Genomic DNA, 19,409 nt, shown 5'->3' on the forward strand with positions numbered 1-19,409 from the left:
AACGGTCAAAAACCGGCCCTGACCAACGCAATTCACGAGGACGAGAGGCCGTCCTACGGGGCTTTTGCCACGATTCGGTGAGTTAGCAGGTGTAACGAGCGCAGGTGACATGAGGCCTGAAATACGCCGCAAAGCAGAGTTTTCACTCGCCTTGCGCGCCACATTCACGGCCAGTTCACAAAGTGCAGTCAGTTGCTAGCGACCCCGGGCGAAAGCTTCGGAAACAACGCCTAATTTAGCCATGATGCGTGACCTCCCCTTCCGGAGCTCACGGTAAATGCCAACCCGCTGCGGATTCTGCGCGCGGCAGCACCCGAATTATCAGGGATACGTGTAGGGTGGAGATGTACAACCGTCGGACTGTGTAGCACTAGGCTTGTTTCAGACGCTTCATCTCGTCCACAGACGCCGGTTGATTCCTCCTCCTGACTGAGTGCTTGAGTACCAGCAAGCAGGACGCGTCCGTCGCGACTTCGCCATCATTGGGCCGAACTCGCTGGACACTGGAGTGGTCAGCCACTTCCATGACGCACCTGACACCGACCGTGAGAAGTCGTGTGTGCCGAACGCCGTTTCCGGCAGCCCGGAAACCGACGGTACTACATGAAAAGAATGCTGATTAACGCAACTCAACCCGAAGAGTTGCGTGTTGCACTGGTAGACGGCCAGCGCCTCTACGACCTGGATATCGAATCCGGTGCACGCGAGCAGAAGAAGGCCAACATCTATAAAGGCCGGATTACTCGCATCGAACCAAGCCTTGAGGCTGCCTTTGTCGATTTCGGCTCCGAGCGCCACGGCTTCCTGCCCCTCAAAGAAATCTCCCGCGAATACTTCAAGAAAGCCCCTGAAGGCCGCGTCAACATCAAGGACGTCCTGAGCGAAGGCCAGGAAGTCATCGTCCAGGTCGAAAAAGAAGAACGTGGCAACAAGGGCGCTGCCCTGACCACCTTCATCAGCCTGGCCGGCCGTTACCTGGTCCTGATGCCGAACAACCCGCGTGCCGGCGGCATCTCCCGCCGCATCGAAGGCGAAGAGCGCAACGAACTGCGTGAAGCCCTCAACGGCCTGGTTGCCCCGGCCGACATGGGCCTGATCGTGCGCACTGCCGGCCTTGGCCGCAGCAGCGAAGAAATGCAATGGGACCTCGACTACCTGCTGCAGCTGTGGACGGCCATCAAGGAAGCCTCGCTGGATCGCTCCGCGCCGTTCCTGATCTACCAGGAAAGCAACGTCATCATCCGCGCCATCCGCGATTACCTGCGCCAGGACATCGGCGAAGTGCTGATCGACAGCGTTGAAGCCCAGGACGAAGCCCTGACCTTCATCCGCCAGGTGATGCCGCAGTACGCCAGCAAGATCAAGCTCTATGAAGATAGCGTTCCGCTGTTCAACCGTTTCCAGATCGAAAGCCAGATCGAGACCGCTTTCCAGCGCGTCGTCGAGCTGCCGTCCGGCGGTTCCATCGTCATCGATCCGACCGAAGCCCTGGTGTCCATCGACATCAACTCGGCGCGCGCCACCAAAGGCAGCGACATCGAAGAAACCGCCCTGCAGACCAACCTTGAAGCGGCCGAAGAAATCGCCCGTCAGTTGCGCCTGCGCGACATCGGCGGCCTGATCGTCATCGACTTCATCGACATGACCCCGGCCAAGAACCAGCGCGCCGTGGAAGAAAAGGTCCGTGAGTGCCTGGAAGCCGACCGCGCCCGTGTACAGGTCGGTCGCATCTCGCGCTTCGGCCTGCTGGAAATGTCCCGTCAGCGTCTGCGTCCGTCCCTGGGCGAAAGCAGCGGCATCGTCTGCCCACGCTGCAACGGCACCGGCATCATCCGTGACGTCGAGTCGCTGTCCCTGGCGATCCTGCGCCTGATCGAAGAAGAAGCCTTGAAAGACCGCACCGCCGAAGTCCGCGCCCAGGTGCCGATCCCGGTGGCAGCGTTCCTGCTCAACGAAAAGCGCAACTCGATCACCAAGATCGAGCTGCGCACCCGGGCCCGAATCGTCATCCTGCCGAACGATCACCTCGAGACGCCGCATTTCGAAGTCCAGCGCCTGCGCGACGACAGCCCGGAAGCCCACAACAACCAGTCCAGCTACGAGATCGCCGCTGCCGCAGCCGAAGTGGAAGAAGTCCAGCCGGCTGCCGCCACCCGCACCCTGGTCCGCCAGGAAGCCGCTGTGAAGACTGCCCCTGCCCGCGCCAATGCTCCGGTTCCGACCGAAGTCGTCGCACCGGCACCGGCTCCGGTTGCTGCACCTGAGCCAAGCCTGTTCAAGGGCCTGGTGAAGTCTCTGGTCAGCCTGTTCGCGACCAAGGAAGAGCCTGCCGCACCAGCCGTGGTTGCCAAGCCTGCCGCCACCGAGCGTCCTGCCCGCAACGAAGAACGCCGTAACGGTCGCCAGCAGACCCGCAACCGCAACGGTCGTCGTGACGAAGAGCGCAAACCACGCGAAGAACGTGCACCGCGTGAAGAGCGTGCACCACGTGAGCCTCGTGAAGAGCGCCAGCCTCGCGAAGCCCGTGAGGAAGTGCCGGCCGTAGCCCGCGAAGAACGCGCTCCACGCCCGCCGCGTGAAGAGCGTCAACCGCGGGCTCCACGTGAGGATCGCAAGCCACGTGGCGAGCGTGAAGAACGTGTTCGCGAACTGCGCGAGCCCCTGGATGCCGCCCCGGCCGCTGCCACCAACGCTGAAGAGCGTCCGGCTCGCCAGCCTCGCGAAGAGCGCGCACCACGCCCTCCGCGTGAAGAGCGTCAACCACGCGCCGAGCAGACCGCCGCCGCTACCAGCGAAGAGGAAGTGCTGAACGCCGAAGAGCAACTGCAGGAAGACGGCCAGGATAACGCCGAAGGTGATCGTCCACGCCGCCGCTCCCGTGGCCAGCGTCGTCGCAGCAACCGTCGTGAGCGTCAGCGTGATGCCAACGGTAATGTGATCGAAGGCTCGGAAGAGTCCGAATCCACCGAAGCGCCAAGCACAGCAGACCTGGCCGCCGGCCTGGCAGTGACCGCGGCAGTTGCCAGCAGCACGGTCAGCGCTCCAGCCGAAGCCCAGGCCAACGAACAGGCCGAACGCGCTACCGCTGCGGTAGAAGATGCGCCGGTTGAAACGCCGGTGGTCGAAGCTACTACCGCTGTGCGAGTGACGGCCTCGCCAGAAGTGGAAATTGCACCAGCTCCTGAAGCCCAGCCTGAAGCTGCCGTCGAGCCTGCACCGGTCGTCGAACAGCCGGCGGTGGCAGCAGAAACTGCCGTTGAAGCTGCTGTTGAAACGGACGCCGAGGAAAAAGCACCGACACCTGTACGCGAAGAGCAGACCGCGTTCAACTGGAACCCGGAACCTGCCGCACCGGCACCGGTGGTCGAGCCAGAGCCGATGCCAGAGCCTGTCAAGGCAGCCGAGCCTGCAGTGGTCGAGCCAGCGCCAGTGGTTGAAGCCCCGGTGGTTGTCGAAGCACCGGCCCCCGTCGAGGAGCCTGCTCCCGCCAGCGCCTTGACCGCGAACGGTCGCGCTCCAAACGACCCGCGTGAAGTGCGTCGTCGCAAGCGTGAAGCCGAGCGCCTGCAGAAGGAAGCCGAAGAGGCTGCCGCCCAGGCGTCCGTTGCCGAGCCGGCCCCCGCAGTGGAAGTAGTCGAGGCAACTCCAGCCCCGGTGACTGAAACCGCAGCCGAACCAGCTCCGATCGAATCGGCGCCGGTGACCGACGAAGCTCAGCCTTCCGCTGAAGCTGAGGAAGTCACACCTCATCGCGCCCCAATGGAAAAAGAGCACGAGCCCAAGCCTCACGCCTGATTCCATAGCCCAATAAAAAGCCCCGCCTGGTAATGCCAGGCGGGGCTTTTTATTGGTTCTTCACGAAATCCCGGGAAACACAGAAACAAGAACGCCGATTTGGTTGATGATGTTCGTGCGAGCAAACACATCTAACAAACCGGCGTTCTTATGCGTGATATTAATACGTTCCTTCCGTTTTGGGAGGGCTTTTCTGTCGTCGCCATCAAACCTGATGGTGATGCGCTGCTGATCGATCTCATCCCCCAGGCCACCCGGTTTCCCACCTGCAGCGGCTGCAACGAGCCCAGCACAACTACTCATGAATACTCTCAGCGGTTAATCCGAGACCTGCCTATCCTTGGTCGGCCAGTAAGGCTTAACGTCGAGCTCAGACGAGTTGGATGTGGAGCCTGCGGAAAACGTATGGAGGCTGTCAGCTGGCTTGATCGCTACTCCCGGATGACACGTCGCTTGGCTGAAACCGTCATCCAGACCTGCCGACGGTTACCGACTTTGCATGTGGCTCAGTTATTCGGATTGCACTGGGATAGCGTGCGATTACTGGAGCGACGGGCTCTACAGGCCGAGCTGGATAAGCTGCCTGTCGCCCGTCCCAGACGATTGGTCATGGACGAGTTTGCCCTGTTCAACATCGATACGCCAGCGTCGTACTGGATGCCGATACCCGCCGGGTATTGTGGATCGGCGAAGGACGCAGCCGCGCCGCAGTCCGGCCGTTCTTCGAAGAACTGGGACCTGAGGGCTGTAAGCGGATTGAGGCAGTCGCGATGGACATGAATACCGCGTTTGACCTGGAGGTGCGTCAGCATTGTCCTCAGGCACGGGTGGTCTACGACCTGTTTCATGTGGTGGCCAAATATGGCCGAGAAGTGATTGATCGGGTGCGGGTCGATGAAGCTAACCGCCTGCGTCATGACAAACCTGCGCGCAAGGTCATCAAACAAGCGCGGTGGCTGCTGTTGCGCAATCCGGAGAATCTCAAGAGCGCAGGTCAACAAGTGCACTTGCAGGACCTGCTGGCTGCCAACCAGTCGTTGATGACGGTTTACCTGATGAAAGCAGAGCTCAAAGCGCTGTGGTCACCGACTACCGCTTGGGGCTGGCGATCAGCGTGGAAACAGTGGCTGCGTCTGGCTGATGAAAGCGCGATACCGGCACTAAAGCAGTTTTCCAAACGCCTGAAGGGCTACTGGCGCGGCATTTTGAGCAGGGTGCGGTGGCCGATGCACACCGGTCAACTGGAGGGAATCAACAACCGTATCAAGGTGATTAAGCGGATGGCCTACGGCTACCGGGACAGCGAATTCTTTTTCATGAAGATCAAGAGCGACTTTCCCGGTAATCCGTGAAGAACCTTTTTATTTCGTGTCGACTATCAGGTCGTCATCGCGAGCAGGCTCGCTCCCACAAGAGATCTGCGTCGATCAAAAATTCTCAATCCACCGCAGGAAAATGTGGGAGCGAGCCCGCTCGCGATAGCGGCAGCCCATTCAACATCAATGTTATTGCTGGAAATTCAAAGCCTCAGGCACATCCACATCCCAAACCACACCAGGATCGTCAACCGTAATCTCGACCACTCGCGCCCCGGTAAACAATACCTTCGCACCGCGATCACCGGTCAGCGCCATCAATTTCGGGCCAAACTCGCGGCCAAACCCTACGGGATGCCCATATTCACCCTCATGAACCGGCACGCAGATGCCATCCTCGGCAGTTCCCGCCGCCACCCGTTCGATGTTGGACGGCAGAATAAATGGCATGTCAGCCAGCACAATCAACCAGCCAGCCAGGTCCGGGCATGCCTGGACACCCGCTGCGATGCTGTCTCCCAGGCCGGGGGAGTCCAGTTCGACGACCTCGCATCCATAGGCCTGGGCCATGCGAATGGCCTGTGGGCGCCCTCCGCGCGTCACCAGCAGCCGCTTTTCCAGGGAAGCTGGCAGATTCAACAGCACCTGCTCAATCACTGAGCGGACGGCGCCGTCACGCCCCGTGCAGTCAGCCAATAACTTATCCTTGTCGGAACCGGCAATCTGACGAAAACGGCTGCCCAGTCCGGCCGCGACAATGATCACGCCAATAGATCCGCTCATGCGCCCTCCTTGTCCCTACCCACGGCCTACAACGGCTTCTTCTGCCGCAGTTCGACGCCGTTCTTGATCGCCACGATTTCGGCCAGCAGCGACAAGGCGATTTCCGCCGGGGTGTGGCTGCCGATGTGCAGGCCGATCGGACCATGCAGCCGCTCAATGGCCTGTGCTGACAAGCCTAGCTGAAGCAGGTTGTCCCGGCGCTTCCGACTGTTGACCCGCGATCCCAGAGCCCCCACATAAAAAGCCGGGGAATCCAGGGCGGTCAGCAAGGCCATGTCGTCCAGGCGCGGATCATGAGTCAGGGCAACGATCGCCGTGCGCTCGTCGGTCTGGATATTCAACACTGCTTCGTCGGGCATCCCCGAGACGAAGCGGCCGTGCTGTTCTTCCCAGCCGTAGACGAATTCCTTGCGCGGATCGCAGATCAGCACTTCGAAGTCCAGTAACCGGGCCATTTCAGCGACATAGCGCGACAATTGCCCGGCTCCGATCAACAACAACCGCCAACGTGGCCCGTAGATGGCGCGCAGGGTCCGTCCATCGAAAACCAGCACGTCGCTCTTGCTGGCGGGCGTCAACACCACATGGCCGGTGGCAATGCTCAGCTCACGGGCGACAATCTGATGGGCTTCACAACGCTCCAGCAGTTCGGCGACCCATTGCGGGTCACCGACACGCTCTTCCGTCAGGCGCAAGGTACCGCCACACGGCAAACCAAAGCGCGCCGCCTCCTCGCGGGTGACGCCGTAGGTGATCATCTGCACCGGCGGACCGTCCGCCGGGATGCGGCCGTCATGCAATCGGGCAATCAGGTCATCCTCGACACAACCGCCCGACACCGAACCGATCACCACCCCGTCTTCGCGCAAGGCGAGCATAGCCCCCGGAGGTCTTGGCGCGGTGCCCCAGGTCTGAACCACCGTGAACAACACCACGCGCTGCCCGGCGCGGCGCCACTGGAGCACGCTACGCAGGACGTTCAGGTCAACGCTGTCCATCAAGCCTTGGCCTGCTGCCAGCCTTGCAACTGATAGCGTACCGGCAAGTTGCGGATACGCTGGCCGGTGGCGGCGAAAATCGCATTGCACAGCGCCGGCGCAATCGGCGGCACCCCTGGCTCACCGACACCGCCCAACGGCACCTCGCCTGGTGGCGTGACCAGGTGCACCGCCACTTCCTTGGGCGCCAGGGACATGCGCGCCACTTCATACATGTGGAAGTTGTCCTGCTGGACCTTGCCATCCTTGAAACTGATCTCCCCCACCATCGCATTGCCCAGGCCCATGACGCAGGCGCCTTCGAACTGGGAGCGGATGCGCTCGGGGTTGATCTGCGGGCCGCAATCGACGGCGATGTTCGCCTTGTGCACGATCACCGTGCCGTCCTCCTTGACCTCCACTTCAATGGCGGCCGCCACGTAGGTGACGAAGCTGTAATGAACTGCCAGCCCCAGGCCACGGCCCTTGGGCAGTTTCTGTCCCCAACCGGCCGCCTTGGCAGCGGTTTCCAGCACGGTGCGGATCCGCGCCGTATCGATGGGATAGCGCTCGGGGGATTCACCGTAGTTCCAGTCTTCATTCAAGGTACGCGGGTCGATCTCGCGATCCGGGCCGAGCAACTTGAGGTGGTACTTCAGCGGATCCTGGCCGGCCTTGTGGGCCAATTCGTCGATAAAGCTCTGGATGGCAAAACCGTGAGGAATGTTCGACACCGAGCGGTACCAACCCACCCGGGTGTGAGCCACCGCTTCGGGGTTCTCCAGGCGCAGATTGGGGATGGCGTAGGCCATGTTGGTCAGGCCCATACCTACTTCGAATGGTGCCTCGTGGACCATATTCGGCGCAAACAGCGCGGTGATGCTCGGCGCTACGGTTCGATGCAGCCAGCCGGACGGCATCCCGTCCCGGTTCAAGCCGGCCTTGAGGTATTCGGCCGATACAGTGTGGAAATACGAGTGATGAATGTCATCCTCACGAGTCCACTGCACCCGAATTGCCTGGCCCGCAAACTCCTTGGCCAGCACCGCCGCCTCGACGACGAAGTCAGGCTTGGATTTGCGGCCAAAACCGCCACCTAGCAGCGTGATATTGATCGTGACCTTGTCAAAAGGGATTCCCAATCGTTCGGCGACGCGCTCTCGGGTCACCTGTGGCGCCTGGCTCGGTGCCCAGGCTTCGCAGTGGCCGTCCTTGAACCGGGCAATGGCCACCATCGGTTCCATCGGTGACTGGGACAGGTGCGGCAGGTAATACGAGGCTTCCAGGGTCGAATCGGCCTTCGCCAGCGCATCGTCGAGGTCACCGGTGCTGCGCAGGACTTTTCCGGGCTTGAGAGCCGCAGCCTCAAGCTCCTTGCGATAGGCGATCGAGTCATAAGCGGCATTCGGACCGTCATCCCACTCGATTTTCAGCGCGTCGCGCCCCTTGATCGCGGCCCAGGTATTCTTCGCCACCACCGCCACGCCCCCCAGGGGCTGGAACTCCGAGGGTAGCGGACGCCCTTCGATCTGCACCACTTTGACCACGCCCGGTACTTTCAGCGCCGCGCGGTCATCCACGCTCCTGACCTTGCCGCCATAGACCGGTGGGCGCGCCACGACCGCATAAAGCATGCCGTCCAAATGCACATCGGCGCCGAACACGGCGCGACCGTTGACGACGTCCGCACCGTCGATGGCCCGGCTCGCCTCCTTGCCAATGTAGCGAAACTCGGCAGGTTGCTTGAGGCGCAAGCTATCACGGGCAGGCACCGGCAAGGCGCTGGCTGCGGCGGCCAATGCCCCGTAGCCCAGTTTCCGACCGGAAGGCTGGTGCACCACGTTATGCAACTGGGCATGGCATTCACCCACCGGAACGTTCCATTGGGCCGCGGCGGCCTGCTCCAGCATGGTCCGGGCGGCGGCACCGCAACGGCGCATCGGCTCGTACCAGTGGCGCATGCTGCGCGAGCCGTCGGTGTCCTGGTTGCCGAAACGTGCCTCATCGGCCGGCGCCTGTTGCACCTTCACCAATGCCCAGTCGGCGTCCAGTTCATCGGCCACCACCATACTGAGGCTGGTGCGCACACCCTGGCCCATTTCCGAACGGTTGCAGATCACCGTCACGCTGCCATCGGCGGCAATGCTCACGTACACCTTCGGGTCATCAACCGCGCCATGGGGCATGCCCTCGGCACCGAATTTCTTTTCCTCGGCAAAGGCATCCGGCATGCCCCAACTGGCGGCCAACACCAGCACACCGGTGGCGCTCGCACCCTTGAGGAAGCCACGTCGACTGAGATTGCTCAGCACGAAATCATTGGGCAGACGGCTCATGCCTTGGCCTCCTTCAGGTGCGTGGAAGCCTGGCGGATCGCAGTCTTGATCCGGTTATACGTCCCGCAGCGGCAGATATTGCCGACCATGGCTTCCTCGATCTGCTCATCGCTCGGGTTGGGGTTGCTCTTGAGCAAGGCGGTGGCGGACATGATCTGCCCACCCTGGCAGTAACCACATTGGGCCACGGCGGTATCGAGCCAGGCCTTTTGCACGACCTGTCCAACCGGGTCGGCATGCAGCGCGTCGATGGTGCTGACGTTCTGCCCCTGCACCGAGCCTATCGGCGTGATGCAACTGCGCGCCGGAGCGCCGTCGATGTGGATGGTGCACGCGCCGCACAGGCCCATGCCGCAGCCGAATTTAGTGCCGTTGTACCCAGCGACATCCCGGATAGCCCACAGCAGCGGCATGTCCTCGGTCACATCCAGTTGATGGTCTTGTCCATTGAGTTTCAGGGTAATCATGGGCACGCCCGCATAGTTATCGAGTTATGGGGTCGAGCAATCTGCCGCTTGGGTGACGGTTCGGCGTCGCAGACTGGCTCAGGCTGATCGGGCTCTCTTATCCAGACACGCACGTGTCTGCACCGGGCCCTCTACGGTGCGTAGCGTCGCATCGTCAGCAGATTAAATTAACCCAGGTTCAAGCAAAACGCCCTGCACAATCCTGCACAAATGATGCTTGTGCGAGGTTTGTGCAGGGCGTCCCCGGTTCATGGCGAACCTTGACTCAGTAGCGATTGGGCTCCATTTCCAGGTCAACCTGGAAACGTTCGGAAATATCTTTTTGGATACGCTGGGCCAGGTCCAGCAGTTGAAGACCAGTGGCCTCGCCATAGTTGACCAGCACCAGCGCCTGCAACTTATGCACGCCGGCATCGCCCTCACGAAACCCCTTCCAGCCAGCACGCTCGATCAGCCAGCCCGCGGCGATTTTCATCTGGCCCTCGGGCTGTGGATAAGCCACCAGATCGGGGTATTGCACCTTGAGTTGCGTGACGTGCGCGGCCGGCACCAGCGGGTTCTTGAAGAAACTGCCGGCATTGCCCAGCACGGCCGGGTCCGGCAATTTTTCGCTGCGGATGCTGCAAATGGCCCGGCTGACATCGATGGGTGTCGCCTGGTCGATGCCCTGCTCGGTCAATCGTTGACGGACCGGGCCATACTCCAGGTGCAGATGAGCGGCACGACTGAGGGCGAAGCGCACCCGCAGGATCAACCAACGACCCGGTTGCTGCTTGAACAGGCTGTCACGGTAGGCGAAACGACATTGCTCGAGCGTGAAATCCCGCAACTCGCCAGTCTGGCGGTCCAGGGCGGTAAGGCCGGCAAAGACGTCCTTTATTTCCACGCCATAGGCGCCGATGTTTTGCATCGGCGCGGCGCCCACCGTACCGGGGATCAGGCTGAGGTTCTCCAGCCCCGCCCAGCCTTGCGCCAACGTGTGCTGGACGAAAGGATGCCAGGGTTCTCCGGCCTCGGCCTCGATCACCACCCGATCACCCTCATCGCTCAGCAGACGGATCCCGCGACTGGCCATGCGCAACACCAACGCATCGATGTCGCCGGTAAGCAGCAGATTGCTGCCTCCACCGATCACCAACAGCGGCACCTCATGCCCGGCGGCGTAGGCCAGCGCCTCGCGGATATCCCCATCACCATGGGCCTCGGCGAACAGCCGGGCCTTGACGTCCACCCCGAAACTGTTGAACGGCTTGAGGCTGACGTCGGCCTGTACCTGCAAGCTCATAGCCGTCCCTTCAATTCGATCACCAAGCGATCCGTGGCGCGTTCGATCAGGTCCAGGACCTGCTCGAAACCCTGTTCGCCGTCATAGTATGGGTCCGGTACGTCATCGACTCCGGCCTCGTAGCGCCGCAGGAACAGATCCAGTTCAGCACGGCCATCGGCCGGCTGCAGAGCCTTGAGATTGCGCAGGTTGCTGCTGTCCATCGCCAGGATCAGGTCATACGCGGCGAAATCGGCGCGGCTGACTTGTCGGGCGCGCTGGGCCGACAAATCATAGCCGCGCCGCAGGGCCGCGGCCTGGCTGCGCTTGTCCGGCGGCTTGCCCACATGCCAGTCACCGGTGCCAGCGGAGGCCACCTCCACCTGCCCGGTCAGCCCGGCCTCGTGCAGTTTGTGTCGCAGGATGCCTTCGGCGGTAGGCGAACGGCAGATGTTGCCGAGGCAGACGAACAGAACCCGCATCAGGCCTCCAGCAGGCGACGGACGCGCTCAAGATCTTCCACCGTGTCGACGCCGGTTGGCGGGGCGATCAACGCATCGGCAACATGGATCCGCACACCGTGCCAGAGCGCGCGCAGCTGCTCCAGGGCCTCGGTGTTTTCCAGCCAGCACGGACCCCAGGCGACGAAGTCCTGAAGAAAACCGGCGCGGTAGGCATAAATGCCGATATGGCGACGATACGGCACACCTTCAGGCATGGCATCACGGTTTTGAGCGAACGCATCTCGAGCCCAGGGCAATGTAGCGCGACTGAAGGTCAGCGCCAGGCCGTCCAGATCACTGATTACCTTGACCACGTTCGGGTTGAACAGGGTCTGCACGTCCTTGATCGGCTCGGCCAGCGTGGCCATGCGCGCTTCGGGATGGGCCGCCAGGTTGGCTGCGACCTGATCGATCACGCTGGGCGGGATCAGCGGTTCGTCGCCTTGCACGTTGACCACGATGGAGTCGGACTCCAGGCCCAGCTTCGCGGCAACTTCCGCCAGGCGATCAGTGCCGGAATTGTGATCTTCCCGAGTCATGACCACCTCGGCACCAAAGCCCTCGCAGGCCTCGACGATGCGCTGGTCGTCCGTCGCCACTACCACGCGTCGGGCGCTGCTCCTGCAGGCCTGTTCCCACACGTGCTGGATCATCGGTTTGCCGGCGATCGACAACAAAGGTTTGCCGGGCAAGCGCGTCGAAGCGAAGCGCGACGGGATTACAACGGTGAAGTCGACGCTCATTTATCCAGGCGCTCATCGGTGGTCAGGGTACGCGCTTCGCTTTCGAGCATCACCGGGATGCCGTCACGAATCGGGTAAGCCAGGCCAGCGCCCTTGCTGATCAGCTCGGTCTTGTCGGCACTGAGCTTGAGCGGGCCTTTGCAAACCGGGCAGGCCAGGATATCGAGCAGTTTGGTGTCCATGGAATTTCCCCTGGATAAGGTTCTTAAGGTAATAGCCGATCCGGCAACAGGCGCATCAACTGCGTATCGAACCATGCCTCGAAGGCCGCTGAAGGCACGGCGTCCACCGCCAGGTACCACCAGTCGGAAGCGGCAAAGGCACGGCATTTGACCGCGTCCTTTTCCGTCATGACCACCGGTAGTGGCGGTGTGAAATTCAAGGCCTCGAAGCTGTATTCGGCATGGTCGGCAAACCCGTGCGGTATAGGCCGCCAGTGTAGCGTTTCGAGGGTCTTGAAGAAACGTTGCGGATTGCCGATACCGGCCACGGCATGCAAGGCCTGACCGGACGAAAAGTGGTCGAGGGGGCGTCGTTCGCCACTGGCCAGATTCACCAGGGCGGTGGGCCGCAGTTCGAAGGCGAAACCGTCTTCACGATCGGCACCGGCGCCGTTGTAAAGCACCGCATCCACCGACTGCAGGCGCTCGACCGGTTCGCGCAACGGACCGGCAGGCAGGCAACGCCGGTTGCCCAAGCCGCGGGCATTGTCGATCAACACCAGTTCGAGATCGCGAGCAAGCCGGTAATGCTGCATGCCATCATCGGACAGGATCAGGTCCAGCGGTTCCGATGCCAGCAGCGCCTGGACCGCGCGGCTGCGATCCGGGTCAATCATCAGCGGTACGCCGGTGCGCTGAACGATCAGCAAAGGCTCGTCACCGGCGATATCGGCGCCCTGCTCAGCCTCGACTCGCCACGGCAATTGCGGCGGTTTGGCGCCATACCCCCGGCTGACCACGCCAACCCGCAGGCCACAGCGCTGGCAGTGCTGGATCATCCACAGGATCATCGGCGTCTTGCCGGTGCCACCCACGGTGATGTTGCCCACCACCACCAGCGGCACGGGCGGCTGATAGATATCGCCCTCACCCGCCAGGAAACGCTCACGCTTGCCGACCACCACGCGCCGGTACAGCCACTCCAGTGGCCGCAACAGCACCAGGGCCGGGTGACCGTCATACCACGCGGCAAGCAATCGATCGGACATGGCCATCAGGGTGCGGGCGCCGCCTCGACCGTGGTCATGCGCAAGTGGCTGAAGCCGAGCTTGCCGGCCGCGTCCATGGCGGTGATGACCGATTGATGGGGAGTCTTGCCGTCAGCACTGATGGACAGCGGCAGGTTGGTGTCGCCCCCGGACTCTTTCTGCAACACCTCGATCAGGGTCGCCAGGTCGCTCTTGGGCAACAACTGGTTGTTTACCGAAATCGACCCTTCTGCGCTGATGGTGATTTCCAGATTCTTCAACTGCTGGTCTTCGGCCGGCGAACCACTGACCGCCTGCGGCAACTCGACTTTGAGCTGGGTTTCCCGGGTAAAGGTGGTGGTCACGACGAAAAACAGCAGCAGGATGAACACCACGTCGATCAGCGACGCGAGGTTGATCTCGATGTTTTCCCGTGGTTTGCGGCGGAACTTCACTTCTTGCTCCCGGCCAGGTCCACGTCACGATCGCCCTGCACCACCTCGACCAACTTGATGGCTTCCTGCTCCATGCCCACCACCAGCTCGTCGACGCGGCGCTGCAGGAACCGATGGAAGAACACCGACGGGATACCCACCATCAGGCCCGCGGCGGTGGTGATCAAGGCTTTGGAGATACCACCGGCCAACGCCGAGGCATTGGTACTTACGCCGGATCCGGTAAAGGCGCTGAAAATGTCGATCATGCCCAGCACCGTACCCAGCAGGCCCAGCAACGGGGCCATGGCGGCGATGGTACCCAGGGCATTGATGTAGCGCTCCAGCTCATGGATGACCCGGGCCGCGGCTTCCTCTATGCACTCTTTCATGATCTCGCGACCATGCTTGGAGTTGGCCAGGCCGGCCGCCAGGATCTCGCCCAATGGCGAACTGGACCGCAGCTCCTTGAGCTTGTCCTTGTTAAGTTGTTTGTCCTTGATCCAGACCCAGACCTGCCCGAGCAAATGCTCCGGGGTCACGCGGCTGGCCCGCAGGGTCCACAGGCGTTCGGCAACGATACCCAGTGCCGCGATGGAACTCAGAATGATCGGCAACATCATCCAGCCGCCGGATTTGACCAATTCCCACACAGTGACTGCCCCCTCGAAAAAGTGCGCCACTTTATCATAGAGACTCGCCATGCAGACCCGTCCCGCCGACTAACGTAGGTGCTGGCGAAGCCTGCGATCTTTTGATCTTGATCTGGTGGTGTTCGCTCGGGATGCAATTGTCTGGGGCAAGATCGCTGCCTCGCTTCGCTCGACCGCTCCTACACGCTGGAATTTCAGGGCCCCGCAGCCGGCGGGTCACGCCAGTAGCGCCGGTGGCCGGCCTGGGTATCCGGCAGCTCGAAGGCCCCCAGTTGCAGACGAATGGCGCCCTGTTCGGCACTGTCGTAGATCGTCATGTCCAACCGTCGATACCGGGCCATCACCTGAGGATGCGGATGGCCAAACGCGTTGCCCTGGCCCCGGGAGATCAACACCGAATGTGGCTTGAGGCGCGACAGCAACGCCATCGACGATGAGCTGCGGCTGCCATGGTGGGGCGCAGCCAGCCACTGGGTCGGCACTGCCAGGGGGCCATCGAGCAACGCGCGCTCGGCATGGGTATCGATGTCGCCGGTCAACAGGATCCGTTCACCGTTGGCCTCGACCAGCAAGACGCAGGATTTCTGGTTGCTTTCATGGGCCGACAACCATTGCCACACTTCGAAGCGCACGCCGTCCCATTCCCAATGTTCGCCGCTGTCGCAGGCCTCAGCTTCAAGGGCGACGGGCAACGCGGCCGGATCGCCGCTGATTACCCGGAACGTTGCCAGCCCGTTACGCACGGCCTGGGCACCGCCGGCGTGATCGGCATCGGCATGGCTGAGCAGCATCAGGTCCAGCTTCCGCACTCCCAGTTTGCGCAAGGTCGGTAGCACGACACGCTCGCCCACATCGGCATCGCCGAAACGTGGTCCTGCGTCATAGAGCAGGTTGTGGTGACGGGTGCGCACCAGCACTGCCAGCCCCTGGCCAACGTCGAGTTGCCAGATATGCGCTCGCCCTGACGGCACCTCTTCCCGTGGTGCAAACACCATCAGCAGCAACATCGGCCACCCCAGTAGACGCAGCGGCACGCCCTTGGGCAATAACAGCACAAAGGCGCCGAGCGCTGCGATGCACCACGTCCACAGAGGGACCGGAACGGGGACCCAGACCGGCACTCGCCCGGCCACCAGCGCGAGCCCCTCGAACATCAGGTCGAGCAACCCCCCGGCGATCCATAGCAGCGCTTCACCGATGAACGGCACCGGCAGCAATACCGTGCCGAGCAACGCCGACGGCAGTACCAGCAGGCTGATCCAGGGCACCGCCAGAAGATTCACCAGCGGCCCGCTGAGGCTCACGGGCAGGCCCAATATCAGCAACAACGGGCACAATCCGACTGCCACCAACCACTGGGCGCGGGTCCAGGTTTGCCACCAGCGCCAGGGTCCCAGGCGCCCGCCGAAGGTGAACATCAGTACCGCGACTGCGGCAAATGACAGCCAGAATCCCGGCCGCAGGCTGGCCAAAGGATCGAACAGCAGCACGCCATCGAAAGCCAGCAGCCACGCCCACCAGGGATCGGGGTGTTTGAAGCGCAAGCGCCACAGCAGCACCAGGCCAATCATTGCGCAGGCCCGCCGCACCGGCACCTCGAACCCGGCAAGCAAGCCGTAGCCCAGGGCCGCGAAGAAGGCCAGGGCACAGGCCCACGGTAACCATGGCAGACGCCCCGGCCACACGCCATAACGCGCCGCACCGGCCACCAGCAGGTACACCAGGCCGGCAAGCAAGCCGATGTGTTGTCCGGAAATGACCAGCAGATGGACCGTGCCGGTGTCTTGCAGCACCTGCCAGTCTTCACGGCTCAACCCGCCGCCATCGCCCAGGACCAATGCCATCAGCGCACCGGAGCGGCCTTGGGCATCGACCTGTGCCAGTGCCTGGCGTACCCCGTCGCGCCAAGCCCCCTGGGCCGGTTGCAAACGACGACCATCCTTGACCGTACCGGTTGCGCCAATGCCTCGACTCAGCAACCAGGCTTCATGGTCAAAACCGTGCGGGTTCATCAGCCCGGCGGGCCGCTTCAGTTTCACCGCCAACCGCCAATGCTCGCCACTGCTCACCGGTGCCCCCCCGAACCAGGCCAGACGCATTGACGTCGGTAGCCGGGTGCGACGCGATCGTGCCTCGACCAGATCGAAGCGCACCACGCCGTCACTGTAGTGCGGCAACCCGGTGACACGCCCTTCGACCCAACGGGTTTCGCCATCCAGCAACGCCGGCAGGCGCTCGTCCAGCGCGAACTGCGCCGACAGGCAGGCCCAGGCCAGCCCCAACAGGAAAAAACCCAGCGGATACATTCGAAACGGCAGCACCATCAGCGCCAGCATCGGCAACGCGGCGACCAGCCACAACGGCGGCAATGCCGGAAAGAAAACCGGGGCCACCAGCCCCAGTGCAAGCGCGACCCACCCTGTGCGCATAACCCATCCTTGAGAGTTCTCTCTCCAGGCTTAGCCGATCTGCGGCACCGTGGGCGTTATCAATTGTCACAAACTCTGAATCTGCCGGACTTAGAATCCGGACATACTTGCCGCTTCATTGCTTTAGAACCGACCGAGAAGCCTTATGCCCCGGCGCCTATTCAAACGTTACCTGCCAGACCCAGCGAGCATCCGGGAACACAAGTCCTTACGTTTTCTCGGCACCCTCTTGCATGACCCCAACCTCTGGCACCTCAACCGCCATTCAGTGGCCCGGGCGATGGCGGTCGGCCTGTTCGCAGCTTTTCTCCCCATTCCCTTGCAAATGCTCCTGGCCGCAGCGTTGGCCATCGTGGTACGGGGCAACATTCCGATTGCGGTGAGCCTGGTCTGGCTGACCAACCCCATCACCATGCCGGCGGTGTTTTTCTGCACCTACCAGACCGGCGCCTGGCTGATGGACGTGCCGGCCCGGACCTTGCCGGATGAACTGACCTGGGCCTGGATCACCGAGCAGGTGTCCACCTTGTGGCAGCCGTTCCTGCTGGGCTCGGTGGTGACCGGCCTGGTGCTGGGCGCACTGGCCTACTTTGTCACCATGAGTTATTGGCGCTGGTGGGTGGCCCGGCAATGGAACCGGCGCAGGAAAAGCCGGATGTGAAAAAAGAAGGCCTCCAATTTGGAGGCCTTCTTTTTGCGGCGTATCTGCGGCTAAGACAGATCAAGTGTGGGAGCGAGCCTGCTCGCGATTGCGATGGGTCAGATCCGACGCCATCGCGAGCAGGCTCGCTCCCACAGGGATCAGGTGCGCATGCCACGCCCACTGACCAGCAACCGGGCGCAACCGATATAGAGCGCCACGGTCGCCACCAGCATGAAGGTAATCGCAACGCTGATCCGGATATCGGAAACCCCGAGGATGCCGTAGCGGAAGGCGTTGACCATGTGCAGTACCGGGTTGGCCAGGGACACCGTCTGCCAGAACAATGGCAGCAGGGAAATGGAGTAGAACACTCCGCCCAGGTAAGTCAGCGGCGTGAGCACGAACGTCGGGATGATGGAAATGTCATCGAAGTTGCGCGCAAATACGGCGTTGATGAAACCCAGCAGCGAAAAGATCGTCGCCGTGAGCACCACCACCAGTATGGTCACGCCCAGGTGATGCACCTGCAGATGGGTAAAGAACAGCGACAGCAAGGTCACGATCAGGCCCACCGCCAGGCCGCGCAACACGCCGCCCAGGGCATAGCCGATCAGGATCGTGTGGGGCGAAACCGGCGAAACCATCAACTCTTCGATCGAGCGCTGGAACTTGCTGCCGAAGAAGCTCGACACCACGTTGCCGTAGGAGTTGGTGATCACCGACATCATGATCAGCCCCGGCACGATGTAGTCCATGTACGTGAAGCCGCCCATGTCGCCGATCTGCCGGCCGATCAGGTTGCCGAAAATCACGAAGTACAAAACCATGGTGATGGCCGGCGGCAGCAGGGTCTGCGGCCAGATCCGCGTGAAACGCCGGACTTCGCGGTAAACGATGGTATTGAGGGCGATGAGGTTGGGGCGCAATTCGGAACTCATACCGCCTCCTTTGCCAGGTTTTTCTCCACCAGGGACACGAACAGCTCCTCGAGGCGATTGGTTTTGTTGCGCAGGCTCTGCACTTCGATGTTCTGCAGGGCCAGTTGAGTGAATAGCCCGGTGATGCCGACGGTTTTATCCACCTGGACCTCCAGGGTGTGACGGTCCACCAGCCGTGCCGGATAGCCGATCAGTTGGGGAGCGGCCGTCAGGTCACTCTTCAGATCCAGCAGGAACGTCTCCACGTGCAGTTGGCTGAGCAACTGCCGCATGCTGGTGTTCTCGACGATGGTGCCGTGGTCGATGATGCCGATGTTGCGGCACAACTGTTCGGCCTCTTCCAGATAATGGGTGGTGAGGATGATGGTGATGCCTTTCTGGTTCAGCTCGGTCAGGAAGGTCCACATCGAGCGACGCAGCTCGATGTCCACGCCCGCGGTCGGTTCGTCGAGGATCAGCAAGCGCGGCTCATGCACCAGTGCACGGGCGATCATCAGCCGGCGCTTCATGCCGCCGGACAACGAACGGGACGGCACGTCGCGCTTGTCCCACAACCCCAGCTGGGTCAGGTACTGCTCGGCGCGCTCGTTGGCGATCTTCGGCGGGATGCCGTAATAACCCGCCTGGGTCACGACGATGTCGAAGGTCTTTTCGAACTGGTTGAAGTTGAACTCCTGGGGCACCACGCCGATGCAGCGCTTGAGCGCCGCGGGCTCGCGGTCCAGGTCATGGCCGAAGACATTCACCGTGCCGCTGGTTTTATTCACCAGGGTGGAAAGAATGCCAATGGTAGTGGATTTACCGGCACCGTTAGGGCCGAGCAAGGCGAAAAAATCACCTTCGGCAACGTCCAGATCGATACCACTCAGGGCCTGGAAACCGTTGCCGTAGGTTTTGGTTAGCTGCCGGATGGACAGAGCGGAACTCATATCGGATCTA

General features: G+C 62.0%; 17 protein-coding genes and 1 pseudogene. 3 read left to right on the forward strand and 15 right to left on the reverse strand.

The window, feature by feature from the left end:
- Window positions 1–603: 603 nt before the first annotated feature.
- Window positions 604–3,795 (forward strand): ribonuclease E, encoded by a 3,192-nt coding sequence (gene rne, locus QZH45_RS21885; RefSeq protein WP_055135368.1) that lies wholly within the window; start codon window positions 604–606, stop codon window positions 3,793–3,795.
- 60 nt (window positions 3,796–3,855) lie between these two features.
- On the opposite strand, the gene QZH45_RS21890 is transcribed toward rne, so the two are convergent.
- Window positions 3,856–4,098 (reverse strand): hypothetical protein, encoded by a 243-nt coding sequence (locus QZH45_RS21890; RefSeq protein WP_055137386.1) that lies wholly within the window; start codon window positions 4,096–4,098, stop codon window positions 3,856–3,858.
- Here QZH45_RS21890 and QZH45_RS21895 point away from each other — a divergent pair.
- A pseudogene (locus QZH45_RS21895) lies at window positions 4,000–5,147 on the forward strand (ISL3 family transposase). The gene QZH45_RS21890 and the pseudogene QZH45_RS21895 sit on opposite strands and share 99 nt — an antisense overlap.
- 153 nt (window positions 5,148–5,300) lie before the next feature.
- On the opposite strand, the gene QZH45_RS21900 reads toward QZH45_RS21895, so the two are convergent.
- The 12 genes from QZH45_RS21900 to QZH45_RS21955 form a co-directional block, all read right to left on the reverse strand.
- Window positions 5,301–5,894, reverse strand: coding sequence for a nucleotidyltransferase family protein (locus QZH45_RS21900; RefSeq protein ID WP_055136175.1), 594 nt, complete (start codon window positions 5,892–5,894; stop codon window positions 5,301–5,303).
- A 26-nt stretch (window positions 5,895–5,920) separates the two neighbouring features.
- Window positions 5,921–6,892: an XdhC family protein gene (locus QZH45_RS21905; RefSeq protein WP_024776915.1), complete on the reverse strand. Its 972-nt coding sequence runs from the start codon at window positions 6,890–6,892 to the stop codon at window positions 5,921–5,923.
- A complete protein-coding gene (locus tag QZH45_RS21910; protein ID WP_053190748.1) occupies window positions 6,892–9,207 on the reverse strand; it encodes a xanthine dehydrogenase family protein molybdopterin-binding subunit in 2,316 nt (771 codons plus the stop codon). The genes QZH45_RS21905 and QZH45_RS21910 overlap by 1 nt, the downstream gene beginning before the upstream one ends.
- Window positions 9,204–9,674 (reverse strand): (2Fe-2S)-binding protein, encoded by a 471-nt coding sequence (locus tag QZH45_RS21915; protein WP_024776917.1) that lies wholly within the window; start codon window positions 9,672–9,674, stop codon window positions 9,204–9,206. The genes QZH45_RS21910 and QZH45_RS21915 overlap by 4 nt, the downstream gene beginning before the upstream one ends.
- Before the next feature lie 265 nt (window positions 9,675–9,939).
- Window positions 9,940–10,959: a UDP-N-acetylmuramate dehydrogenase gene (murB, locus tag QZH45_RS21920; protein WP_024776918.1), complete on the reverse strand. Its 1,020-nt coding sequence runs from the start codon at window positions 10,957–10,959 to the stop codon at window positions 9,940–9,942.
- Window positions 10,956–11,420, reverse strand: a complete 465-nt coding sequence (locus tag QZH45_RS21925; protein WP_024776919.1) for a low molecular weight protein-tyrosine-phosphatase — start codon at window positions 11,418–11,420, stop codon at window positions 10,956–10,958. Before QZH45_RS21925 ends, murB begins: the two co-directional genes overlap by 4 nt.
- The gene (kdsB, locus tag QZH45_RS21930; protein ID WP_024776920.1) at window positions 11,420–12,184 is read right to left on the reverse strand and encodes a 3-deoxy-manno-octulosonate cytidylyltransferase; all 765 of its coding nucleotides are present in this window, start codon (window positions 12,182–12,184) and stop codon (window positions 11,420–11,422) included. Before kdsB ends, QZH45_RS21925 begins: the two co-directional genes overlap by 1 nt.
- Complete coding sequence (locus QZH45_RS21935) at window positions 12,181–12,366, reverse strand: Trm112 family protein (protein ID WP_003179363.1); 186 nt, start codon at window positions 12,364–12,366, stop codon at window positions 12,181–12,183. The genes kdsB and QZH45_RS21935 overlap by 4 nt, the downstream gene beginning before the upstream one ends.
- A 23-nt stretch (window positions 12,367–12,389) precedes the next feature.
- The gene (gene lpxK / locus QZH45_RS21940; RefSeq protein ID WP_024776921.1) at window positions 12,390–13,400 is read right to left on the reverse strand and encodes a tetraacyldisaccharide 4'-kinase; all 1,011 of its coding nucleotides are present in this window, start codon (window positions 13,398–13,400) and stop codon (window positions 12,390–12,392) included.
- The gene (locus QZH45_RS21945) at window positions 13,400–13,828 is read right to left on the reverse strand and encodes an ExbD/TolR family protein (RefSeq protein WP_024776922.1); all 429 of its coding nucleotides are present in this window, start codon (window positions 13,826–13,828) and stop codon (window positions 13,400–13,402) included. Before QZH45_RS21945 ends, lpxK begins: the two co-directional genes overlap by 1 nt.
- Window positions 13,825–14,460: a MotA/TolQ/ExbB proton channel family protein gene (locus tag QZH45_RS21950; protein ID WP_162164403.1), complete on the reverse strand. Its 636-nt coding sequence runs from the start codon at window positions 14,458–14,460 to the stop codon at window positions 13,825–13,827. Before QZH45_RS21950 ends, QZH45_RS21945 begins: the two co-directional genes overlap by 4 nt.
- Before the next feature lie 194 nt (window positions 14,461–14,654).
- Window positions 14,655–16,889 (reverse strand): DNA internalization-related competence protein ComEC/Rec2, encoded by a 2,235-nt coding sequence (locus tag QZH45_RS21955; RefSeq protein ID WP_053190742.1) that lies wholly within the window; start codon window positions 16,887–16,889, stop codon window positions 14,655–14,657.
- Window positions 16,890–17,034: 145 nt separating this feature from the next.
- Here QZH45_RS21955 and QZH45_RS21960 point away from each other — a divergent pair, with 145 nt between their 5' ends.
- On the forward strand, window positions 17,035–17,550 hold the full coding sequence (locus QZH45_RS21960) for a DUF2062 domain-containing protein (protein ID WP_024776925.1): 516 nt from the start codon (window positions 17,035–17,037) through the stop codon (window positions 17,548–17,550).
- 140 nt (window positions 17,551–17,690) lie between these two features.
- On the opposite strand, the gene QZH45_RS21965 is transcribed toward QZH45_RS21960, so the two are convergent.
- Together QZH45_RS21965 and QZH45_RS21970 are read right to left on the reverse strand one after the other, a co-directional pair.
- The gene (locus tag QZH45_RS21965) at window positions 17,691–18,470 is read right to left on the reverse strand and encodes an ABC transporter permease (RefSeq protein ID WP_024776926.1); all 780 of its coding nucleotides are present in this window, start codon (window positions 18,468–18,470) and stop codon (window positions 17,691–17,693) included.
- Window positions 18,467–19,399 (reverse strand): ABC transporter ATP-binding protein, encoded by a 933-nt coding sequence (locus QZH45_RS21970; RefSeq protein WP_024776927.1) that lies wholly within the window; start codon window positions 19,397–19,399, stop codon window positions 18,467–18,469. Before QZH45_RS21970 ends, QZH45_RS21965 begins: the two co-directional genes overlap by 4 nt.
- Between the last annotated feature and the right edge of the window lie 10 nt (window positions 19,400–19,409).

Origin of the sequence: Pseudomonas corrugata (assembly GCF_050920615.1) — a bacterium.
In the GTDB taxonomy this organism is placed as follows: Bacteria; Pseudomonadota; Gammaproteobacteria; order Pseudomonadales; family Pseudomonadaceae; genus Aquipseudomonas; species Aquipseudomonas corrugata.